Origin of the sequence: uncultured Paraglaciecola sp. (assembly GCF_913020055.1) — a bacterium.
Classification (GTDB): domain Bacteria; phylum Pseudomonadota; class Gammaproteobacteria; order Enterobacterales; family Alteromonadaceae; genus Paraglaciecola.
The window spans coordinates 1-16,274 of the sequence record NZ_CAJWCF010000106.1 but is presented as its reverse complement, the minus strand read 5'-3'; the positions used below and the strand labels follow the sequence as shown (position 1 = coordinate 16,274).

Annotated in this window: 12 protein-coding genes and 2 pseudogenes; 9 read left to right on the top strand and 5 right to left on the bottom strand. The window is 40.1% G+C overall.

Going from position 1 to position 16,274, the window contains the following annotated elements; translation table 11 throughout:
- Nucleotides 1–337: 337 nt before the first annotated feature.
- Nucleotides 338–928: pseudogene (locus tag QZ488_RS18265) on the top strand (DUF2306 domain-containing protein); the annotation flags it as partial.
- 116 nt (nucleotides 929–1,044) lie between these two features.
- Here QZ488_RS18265 and ccsA read toward each other — a convergent pair.
- The 3 genes and pseudogenes from ccsA to ccmA all read right to left on the bottom strand — a co-directional run.
- Nucleotides 1,045–1,461: pseudogene (gene ccsA / locus QZ488_RS18260) on the bottom strand (cytochrome c biogenesis protein CcsA); the annotation flags it as partial.
- A complete protein-coding gene (gene ccmB / locus QZ488_RS18255; RefSeq protein ID WP_293751452.1) occupies nucleotides 1,461–2,114 on the bottom strand; it encodes a heme exporter protein CcmB in 654 nt (217 codons plus the stop codon). The gene ccmB and the pseudogene ccsA, both read right to left, overlap by 1 nt.
- Before the next feature lie 11 nt (nucleotides 2,115–2,125).
- Nucleotides 2,126–2,755: a cytochrome c biogenesis heme-transporting ATPase CcmA gene (ccmA, locus tag QZ488_RS18250; RefSeq protein WP_293751451.1), complete on the bottom strand. Its 630-nt coding sequence runs from the start codon at nucleotides 2,753–2,755 to the stop codon at nucleotides 2,126–2,128.
- A 242-nt stretch (nucleotides 2,756–2,997) separates the two neighbouring features.
- On the opposite strand from ccmA, the gene QZ488_RS18245 reads away from it, so the two are divergent.
- The 3 genes from QZ488_RS18245 (at nucleotide 2,998) to QZ488_RS18235 (ending at nucleotide 7,193) form a co-directional block, all read left to right on the top strand.
- On the top strand, nucleotides 2,998–5,364 hold the full coding sequence (locus tag QZ488_RS18245) for a flagellar hook-length control protein FliK (protein ID WP_293751450.1): 2,367 nt from the start codon (nucleotides 2,998–3,000) through the stop codon (nucleotides 5,362–5,364).
- 14 nt (nucleotides 5,365–5,378) lie between these two features.
- The gene (locus QZ488_RS18240) at nucleotides 5,379–5,723 is read left to right on the top strand and encodes an EscU/YscU/HrcU family type III secretion system export apparatus switch protein (RefSeq protein WP_293751449.1); all 345 of its coding nucleotides are present in this window, start codon (nucleotides 5,379–5,381) and stop codon (nucleotides 5,721–5,723) included.
- Nucleotides 5,724–6,107: 384 nt separating this feature from the next.
- Entirely contained in the window at nucleotides 6,108–7,193 is a 1,086-nt protein-coding gene (locus QZ488_RS18235) for a methyl-accepting chemotaxis protein (protein WP_293751448.1), read from the top strand.
- Nucleotides 7,194–7,281: 88 nt separating this feature from the next.
- Here the strand turns inward: QZ488_RS18235 and recA are convergent, their stop codons facing one another.
- Together recA and pncC are read right to left on the bottom strand one after the other, a co-directional pair.
- Nucleotides 7,282–8,310: a recombinase RecA gene (recA, locus tag QZ488_RS18230; RefSeq protein ID WP_293751447.1), complete on the bottom strand. Its 1,029-nt coding sequence runs from the start codon at nucleotides 8,308–8,310 to the stop codon at nucleotides 7,282–7,284.
- 142 nt (nucleotides 8,311–8,452) lie between these two features.
- On the bottom strand, nucleotides 8,453–8,938 hold the full coding sequence (gene pncC, locus QZ488_RS18225; protein ID WP_293751446.1) for a nicotinamide-nucleotide amidase: 486 nt from the start codon (nucleotides 8,936–8,938) through the stop codon (nucleotides 8,453–8,455).
- An 81-nt stretch (nucleotides 8,939–9,019) separates the two neighbouring features.
- Here pncC and mutS point away from each other — a divergent pair, with 81 nt between their 5' ends.
- The 5 genes from mutS to QZ488_RS18200 all read left to right on the top strand — a co-directional run bounded on the left by mutS (nucleotide 9,020) and on the right by QZ488_RS18200 (nucleotide 16,160).
- A complete protein-coding gene (mutS, locus tag QZ488_RS18220) occupies nucleotides 9,020–11,638 on the top strand; it encodes a DNA mismatch repair protein MutS (RefSeq protein ID WP_293751453.1) in 2,619 nt (872 codons plus the stop codon).
- A 28-nt stretch (nucleotides 11,639–11,666) separates the two neighbouring features.
- Complete coding sequence (locus QZ488_RS18215) at nucleotides 11,667–12,053, top strand: MAPEG family protein (protein ID WP_293751445.1); 387 nt, start codon at nucleotides 11,667–11,669, stop codon at nucleotides 12,051–12,053.
- A gap of 252 nt (nucleotides 12,054–12,305) precedes the next feature.
- A complete protein-coding gene (locus QZ488_RS18210) occupies nucleotides 12,306–13,937 on the top strand; it encodes a CTP synthase (RefSeq protein WP_293751444.1) in 1,632 nt (543 codons plus the stop codon).
- 14 nt (nucleotides 13,938–13,951) lie between these two features.
- Nucleotides 13,952–15,250: a phosphopyruvate hydratase gene (eno, locus tag QZ488_RS18205; RefSeq protein ID WP_293751443.1), complete on the top strand. Its 1,299-nt coding sequence runs from the start codon at nucleotides 13,952–13,954 to the stop codon at nucleotides 15,248–15,250.
- A 265-nt stretch (nucleotides 15,251–15,515) separates the two neighbouring features.
- The gene (locus QZ488_RS18200; protein ID WP_293751442.1) at nucleotides 15,516–16,160 is read left to right on the top strand and encodes a hypothetical protein; all 645 of its coding nucleotides are present in this window, start codon (nucleotides 15,516–15,518) and stop codon (nucleotides 16,158–16,160) included.
- The last annotated feature ends 114 nt before the right edge of the window (nucleotides 16,161–16,274 follow it).

Genomic DNA, 16,274 nt, shown 5'->3' with positions numbered 1-16,274 from the left:
TTTCACCTGATACTTTTTTTGTTGCCATTATCGCAATAGAGCCACAAAACAGGGCAAACATAATATGCGCTATTTGCTTTTCTCGTACTAAAAGTTGAGCAATTAAAAATAGTAAACTTATAACAAGTAAAGTCGTATATATCGTTGTTAGATTCATTTTTATTTACCGTTAACGTAATAAGCAGAAAAATTTTAACAACTCACTGTTTTTTCTTCAATGAGCATTTTATTAGCAAATATTTCCAAAATATGTGTGCCGAATTTAAAATTCGGTGCGATTTTTGTTTTTTAACATGCAAAATTTATTTTAATCAATAGGTTAATATAAAGGTTAAATATGCAGGTTTTAATGAACAAAGTTGGTGTACCTCTAATATCAGCAGAGAAAACACTTAGTCATATTGTTAAATATTGGGTAGTCGTAGCGTTATTAGGGCAATGGATGTTTGCTGCCTATATCTTAAGTATTTATGCACTTCCTACCATATTTGGTAATTCAGCATTAACCTTCTCATTGTCACCAGGTCAAGGGGCGAATACAGAAAGTAGTGCGGAGTCATTAGTGTTTTTTGTCCACATAATTCCAGCGGCTTTAATGGCAATGAGCGGTTTGTTTCAGCTGTTTCCGAGTATAAGAAAAAAATACCCGAAATTTCATCGATACAATGGCCGAATGTTTTTAACTTTAGGATTGTCCGGAGCCTTGACTGGCTTGTATTTAACTTGGGGAGCAGGTTTTAGGTTTAGTGATTTAGGCTCACTTGGTGTGACCTTTAATGGCATATTAATTCCTATTGCTATTTACTTTGCGTGGAAAGCAGCCATTGAAAAGAAATTTACTATTCATCGACGTTTTGCAATTCACAGCTTTATATTAATCAACGGCGTTTGGTCATTTCGATTATATTTGATGGGCTGGTTTGTTGTAAATCAAGGTGCAAATGGCAACTCAGCAAGTATTGACGGGCCAGCTGATATTGCGCTTTCATTTGCGTCTTATTTACTTCCAATGGCAATAGCGGAAGTAATTTTTTGGGCACAGCGAAATAAAAATAACAATATTAGTTGCGAAGTTAACCTAGCATCCCACTCCCACCAAGTTCCCCACATTGGTTTACCCCAAACAGCACCTGTTACAAGGGAAACAAAGGTCACAGTTGCACCTATAGGCGCGAGGGCGATCATTGCCATAAAAGACGTTTTAACTTGCCAAACTAAACCAATAAAAGCGGCGATTGCCATCGCGCTATATAAACTTTTTGATAACACTGCACTGGGTACATGCACATAAATAATTCGATAAGCTTCACTTTGTTGATAATCCATTGGGGCAAAAGCCAACCCCCAAACGGTTGCAAATAAAATCACCGCTAAACCGAATAAACTAAACCAAGGCAACAAGCTTTGGCATAGGTAATAAGTGCGTTCAGTTTTAGCGTAAGGGTGTAACCACTTCCACATTAGTTTTGACTCACTCTAAGTGCATAAGCGATGGCAAAAGGAGCCAAAGCTAAAGAGAAAAGGAACATAGCGCCAATAATCGCCAGTTGTGCAGTGTATTGTAATTGCATTGAGGCAGATTCCACCGCTGAAGTAGCAAAAATTAACAATGGGATAAACACAGGCAACAGCAATAAAGCCAGCAGCACACCACCACGATTTAACCCAACAGTTAAGCCTACGGCAATCGCACCAATTAGGCTCAATAATGGCGTGCCCAATAACAAGGTTTTTAACAGTGCCCAATACATTGGTTCACTCAAATGTAAAAACAACGCAAGTAAAGGCGATAATATAATCAAAGGTAGAATACTGGTTAACCAATGAGCCAGCACTTTGACTAAAACTGCTGCTGGCAATGGAGTACTGGATAACATTAGTTGTTCTAATGAGCCATCTTGAAAATCGTCACGAAACAGTCTTTCTAAACCTAACAGCGAAGATAATATAGCGGCCACCCAAATCACCCCAGGGCCAATGAGTTGCAAGGTTTTAGGTTCAGGACCCACACTTAATGGAAAGAGGCTTATCACCAATATAAAAAACATCATTGGCTGCATTAACTCTGCTCTTTGCCTGTATGCCAAAGCTAAGTCACGCTTTAAAATAGCCATTAGTGGTGCCACTAAATCCGATACTCCAAGGTCAATTCATCTTTAGGGTAATCAAGTTGTAATTGTTGATGAGATGTCATCACTACCGCTCCACCAACACTAAGAAATTTTGTGATTTGTCGACTTAACAATTCAATACCTTGAGTATCAAGGGCGGTAAAAGGTTCGTCCAAAATCCATAATTTTGCATCTTGCTTAAACCAAAATCTGGCTAATGCGACTCTGCGCTGTTGCCCTGCAGATAAATTGGCAACGGGGATATCTTCTAAGCCGACCAAATTAAGCTGAGCTAATGTACTAAATATTGTTTCGAGTGAAACAACTACCTGATGCTGATTACACCAATATTGTAAATTTTCCACAGCACTTAATGTTTGGTTAACACCCAATTTGTGGCCAAAATACACCAAATTTTTATGATAAGTTTCGCGACAGTCTCGGATATTTTGTTGTGAGAAACACACCTCACCAGAATCAGCATCAACCAAACCCGCGAGTACTCTAAGCAAGCTCGTTTTACCCGCCCCATTTTGCCCTTTGACGTACAGTAAACCACCTAGCTCAACAGCAAAGTTTAGTTTTTCAAACAATAACCTATCTCTTTTAACCACAGACAAATTAGTTACAGAAAGTACCGCCAAAAATATCCTCGATCATTCTATTAAAAGCACAACAAATTGGCTGGCAATAATATCATAGGGTTTGGTCCTTACCTACTAGCTCAAACAAATAGTTAGCGTCAATTCGTAACAAAACAATCCAAAGATTGGCACTTCAATTTAATATGCTTTAAAGACAACACAAGCTGATTAGCCAATATACCTAAGTTGCGAGTAAACTATGTTTTAACTCATACTTCTAAATATCAGCCGATAACTTTTATATGCCTGACATTCCTCAATCTTCTCAAGCCACAATATCTCGGGCACTCAGCCAGTTGAGCCAATTAGCGCCTACATCTGAGGTGGCACGGCAAGGAGTTGAGGTATTAATAAAACATCTTTCAGGTAACATTTTAAGTTTAAATAGAAGCACTGTGCTACTGAATAAAACCGCTTTGTTAAACAATCCAGAGATAAAGGGAAAACTAACAGAAGGACAAGTTCACCAACTAAAACTATCCTTAGAAAACGCCCCTACCCTAGAATTTTTTACTCAAACAGGTCCCAAATTAACCAACATTATTTCGCTCACAGAACAACAACTACAAAGTTTACTCAAATTACCTGCAAAACAATTACTGCCGAGCAGTCTATTAGTTAAATCAGAAACATCTAATAAACTGCCGGTGATTAATGCAACTGTATTATCGGTACTACCGAGTCTCCTAGAGACTAAATCAAGTATTTCTAATCAACAGAATATTCTTAGACTAAGTCTGACTGATCAACGCCCGCCGGTAGAAATCACATTGCCGGTTAAACAACTCAACCAGTTTACCGCAGGTGAAAAGGTGACCCTCTCCGTTGCCCCAAAAGGTAACAACTGGCAAATCACTATTTTACAAAATAAAACACTGCCAGCTAATCAGTCACTAGATTCCAACGCAGATAAGGTGCAGCTAAGAAGCCAATTAGAGAATTTTTCTAAACCTTCCACTACCGCACCAAATAAAATCATTAATCAACATTTTTCCCAAACATCACAAACGAATAGCTTGTTAACAGATAAACAATCATCGGTTACCTTCGAGAATAAGACGGCAAAAAATCAACAAAGTTTACTCCCACCTTTACTGGCTATACCTATCATCAAAGCCAGTTTACGCGAAGCAAATTTAACTAAACCAATTGACTTTGAACTGCCGATTAAGCCAGTTTTACAGCAACTGAATAAAATTAATACCGGACAAAACCAAGAGCTATTACAAAAACTACAGACGTTACCTTTAGATAAGATATCACTGCAAATAAAACCCAACGGTGAAATAGATTTGTTAGTGCGAAGTACTAAACCTGTGGCCAACATCCCCATAACTAAAGAGATTGCACAAGCTTTAGCACCGCTTAAATTGCCAAATCTGCAGGCCGTTATTAAACAACTAAATTTGTCTACTGATACTAACAACCAGATTCAAACTTCTGCACCAACCACACGCTCAGAATCAAATTTAAGTAATCAAAGATTAAATACAGATGTACTAAAAAGCCCAAGCGGTGAAACTAAAACAAATACTTTGGTCCCACCTGTTGATGGCAATAAGTCACCACAAATAAAGTTAAGCATGAAGGAGGCGGAGTCTAACTTGTTGGCTATGTTACAAGAAAAACCGCTGGCTCAAAGTGTGATTACTCCAAGTCTAATTGCCAACAAACCAGAACAACTTAATCTCGTGCAAAGTTTATTACGTATCGTTCAAGCTAAAGCAGAAGCACCAACAATTCCCCTTCAATCTATAGAAAAAGCATTATTTGATGGCGAGTTTTTTAAGGGAGCAGCCGAGCAACCAAGCAAACAGCTAGTGGAACAGGTATTACAACAAATTAAACAAGGTCTACACCAAGGCAAAGAACAAGATGCAAACCAAGTGAGGCAATTACTCTCGACCCCTGCGCTTAACTTATCTGCATTGCAAATGATTAACCCAACTTCTAGCCAAGGATTTATGAGTGGTTTGGTTACTCTGCTGCAAATGTCACTTAGCGCGAGGTTGTCACGTAACCAATCGAGTCGTGCAGAACATATTACGGATACACTGAATAATGTGTTAAGCGGTGTCAGTAAGGTCAAATCAAGCGTCACTCCAAGAGCTATGGGGGATTTGTCACAACTAGAGCAGAAACATCAATTAATGAAGGAAATTGGTCGCCTCTTATCTGGCCATCAGACAAGCAAATTAAGTAATGCAGAACAAATGATCCAAGGCCAAGAAACTTTCTACTACAACTTACCTTCTGCCTTAGGTGGTAATATCAAAGACGTTGAATTGTTGATCAAACGCGAACAGAGTGATAAAGAAAATTCAACTGCTAAAGAACAAAAAAATAAAACATGGCAACTCACCATGAAATTAGCAGTGGGTGAACTTGGCGAATTATTAACCAAGGCAAAATTAAGATCAGACACTTTAGAAATAAATTTTTATGCCTCCAATGATGAGGTTAAAAATCAGGTCATGAATTACTTGCCACTGTTACGCAAAAAATTTAAATCTCTGGGTATAGAAGTAAGTAAAAGCCAATGCCAATTAGGAAAAATTCCAGATACCCTTCAGCAACGTCCTTATCACATGTTCCAAGCCAAAGCCTAAAGGTCTAAGTATAAATGACAGACAAAAAGTCAAAAACGACTAAACAAAAAAGTGCGGTAGGTCTTAAGTATCAGCAGAGCAACCAAGACGAGGCTTCATCTGATGGCGCTCCTACCATCATTGCCAAAGGTTTTGGCGATTTGGCAGAAGAAATCATCGCACTTGCCAGACAAAACGGGGTATTAGTGCATGAAGATCCTTACCTTAGTGACTTTTTAGCTACCCTAGATTTAGGGCAAGAAATTCCTGACCAGCTTTACCATGTAATAGCAGAGCTGATTTCGTTTTCTTATGTACTGCAGGGTAAGTTCCCTGATAGCTGGGCAAAAACACATAATAAAGTATCTAAAAAAGTATAAGTTACTTCACCGAGAGTACATTAAAAATCACCACTTAAAGCGGCTTAATCGAATAACTAAACGCTCTATTTTTGAACTTAAAAATGAGTGATTAACCCCGTCAAATAGACGGATAACGACTGTTTAACTAAAAAATTAGCGAGAAACCATTGTGTGCCCTACTATTTCTTCAGAGAAAAGCGCACAATAAAATGACTAGATGTTCGAATGATCCAATGTTTAATTTAAACAACGGAATAGGTTCAGTTCTGCGTCAATCAGCCGAAAACTTATTTATATCGTTATTTTCAGTGCTTGAATGAGAAGTTATGCTATAAATTCTCAATAGTTGCAAAAAGGGGTATTCGACCTTTTTTATTTATTAAATATGCGGAGCCTTAATTCATGTTGGTTAGTAAAAGCAGATATGTTGAATTAGAACAAAAATTAGCTCAAGTAGAAGCAGAAAGAAATCGCTATAAAACTGAGAACGGAGATCTCATTGCTGAGCTAAGTCATGCAAACGAAGCCTCAATGGTCAAAGAAGAAACGAGTCTTGATAGGCATATTTGGCCCAACTTACTTGATTGTATTGGTCAAGTAACAAGCATAAGAGAGTCTGTTTTGTCTTCTTATGAAATCAATCAAGAAGAGTCCCAATCTATCGACGAGCTCAACCAAGTATTGGATAGCGGCCAAAAGTCGATAACAGGTATTGCTGGCGGTATGGAGCAAATTACTGAAAAAATGCAAAACATGTCACAAAGCATGGCGAACCTAGAAGCGATTGCTGACAGTATTAATTCATTTGTAGAAACCATATCTAAAATATCTGATCAAACTAACTTATTAGCGCTCAATGCCGCAATTGAAGCAGCAAGGGCCGGTGATGCTGGTCGAGGATTCTCTGTTGTAGCTGATGAAGTAAGAAGCTTAGCAAGTAATACTAGTAAATCTGCCGAAGAAGTGGGCGGACTCATTGCCAGAATTAAGCAAGATACGGAATCAGGCGTTAAGTTTGCAACCGCACTTGAAGAATCTAATGTTGAACTATCAAATACTATTGCCGGTTTAAACGATAGTTATAGTGGTATTAACAGTTCAGTTGGTGCTATGCGTGCGTCTATTATCGGAGCGACAGATAGCAGTTTCATTCAAACAGTTAAGTTAGATCATATTGTTTGGAAAGGCGAAGTTTATGAAGTTGCTTTAGGCCGTTCTCAAAAATCAGTTGAATCATTCGTAGATCATAAACAATGTAGATTGGGACAATGGTACAGCAGTGATCAATCCCGCAAGTATCAAAAAAACTCATCTTATAAAGCACTTGAAAGACCTCATGCTGACATACACCAACATGGCATTACAGCTTTAAAAGAATTACAAAGCGGTGATATAAAACAAAGTTTACTGTCTTTCGAAAAGATGGAACAAGCCAGTGGTCAACTTATCAATATTTTAGATGACTTAGCGACTCAGGTTAATTCGTAATATTTCAAACTTGATTTGAACATTATCCATAGGACATAAAAAAACCCCGCTAATATAGCGGGGTTTTTATTTTCTAATATTGGGATTATTAAGCGTCTTCTTTTTTACCCGCTTCATCAGCCGCTACTGGCTTTGACAATAATAGCTCTCTTAAACGTTTATCAATGTCTTTAGCCATATCAGGGTGTTCCTTCAAGTAAACAATTGAATTAGCTTTACCCTGACCAATACGCTCACCATTATAACTGTACCAAGCGCCGGCTTTTTCGACCATTTTATGGGTCACACCTAAATCGATCAGCTCACCAAAACTATTGATACCTTCGCCGTACATAATTTGGAATTCAGCTTGTTTAAACGGAGGTGCTATTTTGTTTTTCACTACTTTAACGCGAGTCTCATTGCCAACTATTTCATCACCAGCTTTTACTGCACCAATTCGGCGAATGTCTAAACGTACAGAAGCATAAAACTTCAAAGCATTACCACCAGTTGTGGTTTCAGGTGAACCAAACATCACCCCAATTTTCATCCGAATTTGGTTAATGAAAATCAGCATAGTATTCGACTGTTTTAAGTTACCCGTTAGTTTACGCATCGCTTGGCTCATCATTCTGGCGGCAAGCCCCATATGTGAATCACCAATGTCGCCTTCGATTTCAGCTTTAGGAGTTAGCGCAGCAACAGAATCCACTACTATTACATCAACCGCACCTGAGCGAGTTAACATGTCACAAATTTCTAGTGCTTGTTCACCAGTATCAGGTTGCGACACTAATAGTTCGTTTACATCAACACCCAGTTTTCCCGCATAAATAGGGTCAAGGGCATGTTCGGCATCGATAAAAGCACAAACCTTACCATTACGCTGTGCTTCAGCAATCACTTCTAGAGTTAAGGTAGTTTTACCACTAGATTCAGGACCATATATCTCAACGATACGTCCTAAAGGCAGGCCGCCAGCACCAAGCGCCACATCTAAACCAAGAGAGCCCGTTGAAATAGTTTCAACGTCCATGGTTTTGTTATCGCCCAATTTCATGATTGAGCCTTTACCGAATTGTTTTTCAATTTGGCCTAAGGCGGCGCTTAACGCTCTGGTTTTGTTGTCATCCATCAGAATGTCCTTTGTGATTGTCGCGCATTGAAGATATTCACTTCAACACTATTTTATATACAGTAGTTAGGCGCAAAGTATACTGTATGGTTATACAGTTACAAGTAAAAAGTAAAAATTATTTTTTAACTTTTAAGTCTGTTTATTTTGGCAACAACTTCAAGGTATTTGATAAGGCAAATTCAATGGCTTTGATTCTAACGGCTTGTCTGTCGCCATTTATCTGTAGTTTTTGACTAATATTCTGTCCGTTAATAAAAAAACCGAACCAAACTGTGCCTACTGGTTTGTCGGGGGTTCCACCATCGGGACCTGCAATACCACTAATGGCAATGGCCACTTCAGCATTGGCAAATTTCGCCGCACCTACAGCCATTTCCTCTACAGTTTCGGCTGACACCGCGCCAAACTGATTTAAAGTATCTTCATTGACGCCTAACATGTCATGTTTAGCCTCATTCGAGTAAGTGATAAAACCTTTTTTAAACCATGCCGAGCTTCCAGAAATACTTGTGATGGCGTATCCTACTCCCCCTCCAGTGCATGATTCTGCACAAGTGAGTTGCCAACCTTTAGCAGAAAGTTTATTTCCTAAAAGTTGAGCTAGTTGGGTAATGTCTTCAGTCATGTTGGCACCCTGAATTTGTGATATCTAATGATAAATATGTCACGCCAACCACCAGATAAAAAGAATAAAGTAATTTCTATTATGCCATCGAGTAATTTTTCAGAGCAAACATCCATTAGCCCAGCGCTGCAAACCCATACTCCTATGATGCAGCAATATTTAAAAATAAAGGCTGAGCATCCAAACATTTTGCTGTTTTATCGTATGGGTGATTTCTATGAACTATTTTTTGACGACGCCAAAAAAGCCTCTGAATTACTCGATATATCCTTAACCGCTAGAGGTAAATCTGGTGGCAATGCCATTCCAATGGCTGGTGTTCCTTATCATGCAGTAGAAAACTATCTTGCCCGTTTAGTCAAAATGGGGCAATCGGTAGCCATAGTTGAGCAAGTAGGTGATCCTGCAACCAGCAAAGGACCGGTGGAAAGAAAAGTCCAACGTATTGTCACCCCCGGCACAGTGTCGGATGAAGCACTATTAGAAGATAAACAAGATAATATTCTAGCGGCTGTGGTGTGCATCAAACAGCAAAACACCGATTACTTTGGTTATGCCACTTTAGACGTCACAACAGGTCGTTTTACCCTATGTGAGCCTAAAGATGTTGAAGCCCTCGCCGCAGAAATTCAACGCACCAACCCAGTAGAATTGTTGTATCCAGAAGATTTTGCTTTTCAGCATATTATTGAGCAGAGAAAAGGCCTTAGAAGGCGTCCTCAGTGGGAATTTGATTTTGATACTGCCACAAAGCAGCTAAACCAACAATTTGGCACCAAAGAACTCACTGGTTTTGGCGTCTCGGCTAACAAAACCGGTTTGTGTGCGGCAGGCTGCGTGATGCAATATGTGAATGACACGCAGAGAAGTGCCCTGCCCCACATTCGCAGCATAGTGCTCGAAACAGAATCCGATACGGTTTTAATGGATGCCGCCACTAGGCGGAATTTAGAATTAACTCAAAACTTAGCAGGTGGCAAAGAACACACCCTTGCCAGTGTTTTGGACAATGCGTCCACGCCCATGGGTAGTAGATTACTACAAAGATGGTTACATCGGCCTTTAACCAATATAAAAATACTCAAGCAACGCCAATTAAATATTAAATCATTACTCAACAGTGATTATCCTCAATTACAAAGTAACCTCAAACAAGTGGGTGACATGCAAAGAGTGCTGGCTCGTTTAGCCCTGCGTTCAGCAAGACCCAGAGACTTTACCCGTCTTAGACAAGCTTTTATGTTGCTGCCAGATATTCAAGGATTTGTCACTGACCAATCTGCTGAATCAGCCAACAGCGGTTTGATGCAGTTGGCAAACCATATTAATCAGTTTCCTAAATTTGCAGACCTACTCAACAATGCCATTGAAGAGGCTCCTCCTGTTTTAATTCGAGACGGAGGCGTAATAAAAGCAGGCTACAACGCAGAATTAGATGAACTTCGCGCCTTATCTAAAGGTGCCACTGATTACTTAGATGAACTAGAACAGCGCGAAAAAGACCGCACTGGTATTTCTACTTTAAAAGTTGGATACAACCGGGTGCACGGCTATTTTATCGAAGTTAGCCGTAGTTACGCCGACAAAGTACCTGCAGATTATGTGCGCAGACAAACCTTAAAAAATAACGAACGTTACATTATTAAGGAATTAAAAGAACACGAAGACAAAGTTCTCACTAGCCAAAGCAAATCATTGGCCTTAGAAAAACGTTTGTATGATGAACTGTTCGATATTTTATTACCTGAACTAGCTAATTTGATGCAAAGCGCTGATGCAGTGGCTGAACTCGATGTGCTTACCAATCTAGCAGAAAGGGCCGAAACGCTAAATTACTCTTGCCCTGAGCTTACAGAGCAAAGTGGCATTCACTTTGGTCAAGGCCGTCACCCTGTAGTCGAACATGTGATGAAAACGCCCTTTATTGCCAACCCAATTGCGGTCAATCCACACCGCCGTATGTTGGTCATAACAGGTCCCAACATGGGCGGTAAGTCAACTTACATGCGGCAAACTGCATTGATTGTTTTAATGGCTTACATCGGTAGCTTCATTCCTGCTGAAAACGCACAAATTGGCCCTATCGATCGCATATTTACTCGCATAGGCGCGTCAGACGATTTAGCCTCAGGTCGCTCAACCTTTATGGTTGAAATGACCGAAACCGCTAACATTCTGAATAACGCGACCGCCAACAGTTTAGTCTTGATGGATGAAATTGGCCGCGGCACTAGTACCTACGATGGTTTGTCACTTGCGTGGGCGTGTGCTGAGTACTTGGCTATTAAACTGCAATCTTATACCTTGTTTGCCACTCACTACTTTGAACTCACCCAACTCGCCGAAACTATGCCTGAATTGGCCAATGTGCACCTTGATGCAGTAGAACATCAAGAAACCATTCGTTTTATGCATGCGGTACAAGAAGGAGCAGCCAACAAAAGTTACGGTTTGCAAGTAGCCCAGTTAGCGGGTGTACCCAGAAGTGTGATTCAACAGGCCAAACATAAATTAGCCGAACTAGAAAGCCAGCCAACATCCAGTTCAGCACCTATAGATAGACAAGAACAGCAACTCAACCTACTTAATTCAGTAGATGATTTACGCCTAAGTTTAAAACAAATTAACCCAGACGATTTAACCCCTAAACAGGCGTTAGAATATTTATACCAACTGAAAATTTTAGCGGCTCAAGACTAGCAGCATATTATTAAACTAAGGAATACACGTGGAATTACCAGCGATCGTTACACTTTTAGCGTTATTAGAATATTTGTTTTTTGCCTTCAAAGTCGGCTTCAGTCGAAATAAATATAAGGTAATTGCACCAGCAGTGACAGGTGATCAAACATGGGAAAGACTTTACCGTGTTCAACAAAATACCCTAGAGCAGTTAATTGTATTCGTACCTTCACTATGGATTTTTGCATTTTTTGTCAGCCCGTTAATTGGTGCTGCAATTGGTATTTTATTTTTAGTAGGCAGGCCTATTTATTATATTGCATACGTGAAAAACCCTCGCAGCAGAGCTATTGGATTCGTAATGGGATTTTTAGCTAACGTTGCGCTGATAGCGGGTGGTTTAGGTGGAGCGATTTACAGTTTAGTAAATTAATCCACAGCACACAAATACCAGCCATCGTAAGTAATTGACATCTCAGCAATGACTTACGTTGATTGGTATAGGTTATTCATTATTTTGAAATACCTTATGTCTTTTATTTCAGATTAATCTTTGTCTGAGATGCCTTTTTTTAGTATAATGCCGTCCCGTCTAGTAGTGGTTTTTTTCTTGACGTTTTAGTAAGAGAATTCAAACCAAACTGTACAAAGCCTATTCAATTCAAACGCCTTTATTAGGGTTCACATGACAAATTATATTTTCGTCACAGGTGGTGTTGTTTCATCACTTGGAAAAGGTATTGCTGCAGCCTCGCTTGCGGCAATTCTAGAAGCTAGGGGCTTAAGCGTCACTATGCTCAAGCTTGATCCTTATATTAACGTTGACCCGGGCACAATGAGCCCAATTCAACACGGTGAAGTATTTGTCACCGATGATGGTGCCGAAACAGATTTGGACTTAGGTCACTACGAACGTTTTATTCGTACGCGTATGACCAAACGTAATAACTTCACCACGGGTCGGGTATACGAAGAAGTACTGAAGCGAGAACGCCGCGGTGATTATTTAGGTGCCACTATTCAGGTTATCCCACATATCACCAATGAAATTAAACGTCGGATTATCGCAGGCGCAGAAGGTGTTGATGTTGCAATAGTAGAAATCGGCGGCACTGTAGGTGACATCGAGTCACAACCCTTTATTGAAGCAATACGTCAATTGGGTGTTGAAGTTGGGCGCAATCGTGCGATGTTTATGCACCTTACATTAGTGCCTTATCTTGCAGTGTCAGCAGAAGTTAAAACCAAACCCACACAACATTCTGTAAAGGAATTACGCTCGGTTGGGGTGCAGCCCGATATTCTAGTGTGTCGCTCAGAAGTGCCTTTACCTTCTAATGAACGTCAAAAAATAGCCTTGTTTACTAACGTTATAGATAAAGCTGTTATTTCACTAAGAGACGCTGACAGCATATACAAAATCCCAGCCATGCTTAAAGCGCAAGGTTTGGATGAATTGGTGGTGGAACGTTTTGGTTTAGATTGCCCAGAGGCCGATTTAACCGAATGGGAACAAGTGCTTTATGCCGAATCCAATCCAACTGGTGAAGTTACCATAGGTATGGTGGGTAAATATGTTGAACTCCCCGATGCATACAAATCAGTTAACGAAGCATTAAAACATGCAGGCTTAAAAAATCGTTTAACGGTGAAGATTAGGTACGTTGACTCACAAGATATTGAGAGCAAAGGCGAACAAATATTACAGGGCCTTGACGCCATATTAGTACCTGGTGGTTTCGGTGAACGTGGCATAGAAGGCAAAATTGCCGCAGCGAAATACGCTCGAGAAAACCAAGTGCCTTATTTAGGTATTTGTTTAGGCATGCAAGTGGCCTTAATCGAATATGCGCGCAATGTAGTTGGCATGGAAAACGCCAACAGTACAGAATTCGATCCAGAATCTCCCTTCCCAGTCGTTGGCCTAATAACTGAATGGTTAGATGCAGCGGGCACAACCGAGTCACGTGACGCAAGTTCAGACTTAGGTGGCACCATGCGCTTAGGCAGTCAGTTATGCCACTTACTTCCGGGTAGTAAAGTACATGATATGTATGGTGCCAGCGAAATATACGAACGGCACAGACACAGATACGAAGTGAATAATAATTTACGTGGAAAAATCGAAGCCGCTGGATTAAAGGTCACAGGACTATCTGCTGACAAACGCTTAGTAGAGGTTATCGAAATTGCCGAGCACCCTTGGTTTGTTGCGGGTCAATTTCACCCAGAATTCAACTCAACACCTCGCGACGGACACCCTCTCTTTGCTGGGTTCGTAAAAGCCGCAGGCGAATATTTTAAGAATCACAATTAATAAAAGGGACAACAATGTCAAAAATTAGCAAAATTATCGCCCGTGAAATCATGGACTCCCGTGGTAATCCAACGGTTGAAGCTGATGTATATTTAGAATCTGGTGCTATGGGCAGAGCTGCAGCTCCTTCAGGCGCGTCGACTGGTTCACGTGAGGCCTTAGAATTACGTGACGGCGACAAAAGCCGTTATTTAGGTAAAGGCGTATTAAAAGCCGTTGCTGCCATCAATGACAACATAGCTCCTGCATTAATAGGCAAAGATCCTCTAGCGCAAGCTGAAATCGATCAAATCATGATCGACTTAGATGGCACAGAAAACAAAGAAAAATTTGGTGCTAATGCCATTTTAGCGGTTTCTTTAGCGGTAGCTAAAGCTGCAGCCAATGCAAAAGGTGTTCAATTATTTGAACATATCGCTGACTTAAACGGCACCCCTGGTGTTTACTCATTACCATTACCCATGATGAACATCATCAATGGTGGTGAGCATGCTGATAACAACGTTGATATCCAAGAATTTATGGTTCAACCTGTTGGTGCTGATAGCTTTAAAGAAGCATTACGTATGGGCGCAGAAATATTCCACGCACTTAAAAAAGTACTATCTACAAAAGGCTTAAACACAGCTGTTGGAGATGAAGGTGGTTTCGCACCTGATTTAGCATCAAACGCTGATGCCTTAGCTGTAATCAAAGAAGCTGTTGCGGCGGCAGGTTACGAATTAGGTAAAGACATTACTTTAGCCATGGATTGTGCTGCTTCTGAGTTCTACAACAAAGAAACGGCTATCTACGATCTTAAAGGTGAAGGTAAACAATTCACAGCTAACGAATTTTCTGATTTCTTAGCAACACTTTGTGATCAATACCCAATTGTTTCAATTGAAGATGGCTTAGACGAGTCAGATTGGGACGGTTTTGCTTACCAAACAAAATTATTAGGTGACAGAGTTCAAATCGTTGGTGATGACTTATTCGTTACAAATACTAAGATTTTAGCGCGCGGTATCGAAAACGGTATCGGTAACTCTATCTTAATCAAGTTTAACCAAATCGGTTCTTTAACTGAAACATTAGCCGCTATCAAAATGGCTAAAGATGCTGGTTTTACTGCTGTTATCTCTCATCGCTCAGGTGAAACTGAAGATGCGACTATCGCTGATTTAGCGGTTGGTACAGCTGCGGGTCAAATCAAGACGGGGTCTCTATGTCGTTCTGATCGTGTTGCTAAGTACAACCAATTATTACGTATCGAAGAATACTTAGGTGACAAAGCTATCTTTAACGGTTTATCTGAAGTTAAAGGCCAATAATCGCCCTCATACATCTTGTATTCCCAAAATCATTGGAATTGCACGGCGGCGGCAAACTCATTCAACTCATGAGCTTAGTTCACTAAGTGATTGGGGCGAATGAGTGCAGCCAACAAACGTGCAGGTTCAAGGATGAAGGGAATAGATAATAAAGCTGCAAATTTAGTGATATAGAGTATAAAATGGTCAGCTAATGCTGGCCATCTTTAGTTTTAAGCATTTTTTATAAAGTAAACTCATAAAGCGAACATTAACACCAACAACTATGCAAATTTCCAACTCTCAACAGGTAGATATATTTTCTGACGATCAGCGTCAGTTGCATTATGCCGAATTATGCAATGCCCTGTATGAAAGAGAACTTGCCAGTTTATCCCAGCAAAAAATTAGTAATATCAGTCTATTACAACGAAAAATAGCAGGTTTAAGACATCATGTTAAACGAGCAGCTTACAACCTTTTGCAGCACCAATCTCCCTTAGAAGTTGATGTACACAACGCTAGTTGGCAAGCTAAACAAGCGGCAAAATGTATGGCCAACAACTATGCGACAGAAAAAACTCAGCAGTGGTTTGCTAGCAACATTCAGATTGGTTGTAGTATTGCCGTGCATGTTAAAAAGCTTGGCTCTGAACATATAGAGCTGGACTCAATAGACAGACTCGATCTAGCCGGCAATCGTGTGCATACCAATAAATTTGGCTGGTTCAATATTGACGGCGAATTTGCCGAAGATAAATACAGGCAAGCCGATGTGCAGTGCCTGAGATTACTCAAACCAACTAAAGCTATTTTAACGGCGGCGTGTTGTGGTCATAAGTGGGATCACAAAGGCAAAGGTCAACAGCGTGCGTTATCACTTCGTGAACTATTATTATCGCTATCGATAAACTGGAAGACTTTTCGTTAATTTCCCCTCTCCAACTTGCCCACAGTTGTTCTTTTAGTATACAAACGCCCAAAATATTTAAATTTATATTTTTAAGTTATATGTTTAATTGTAAACGGTGGTTGACGCACTAGT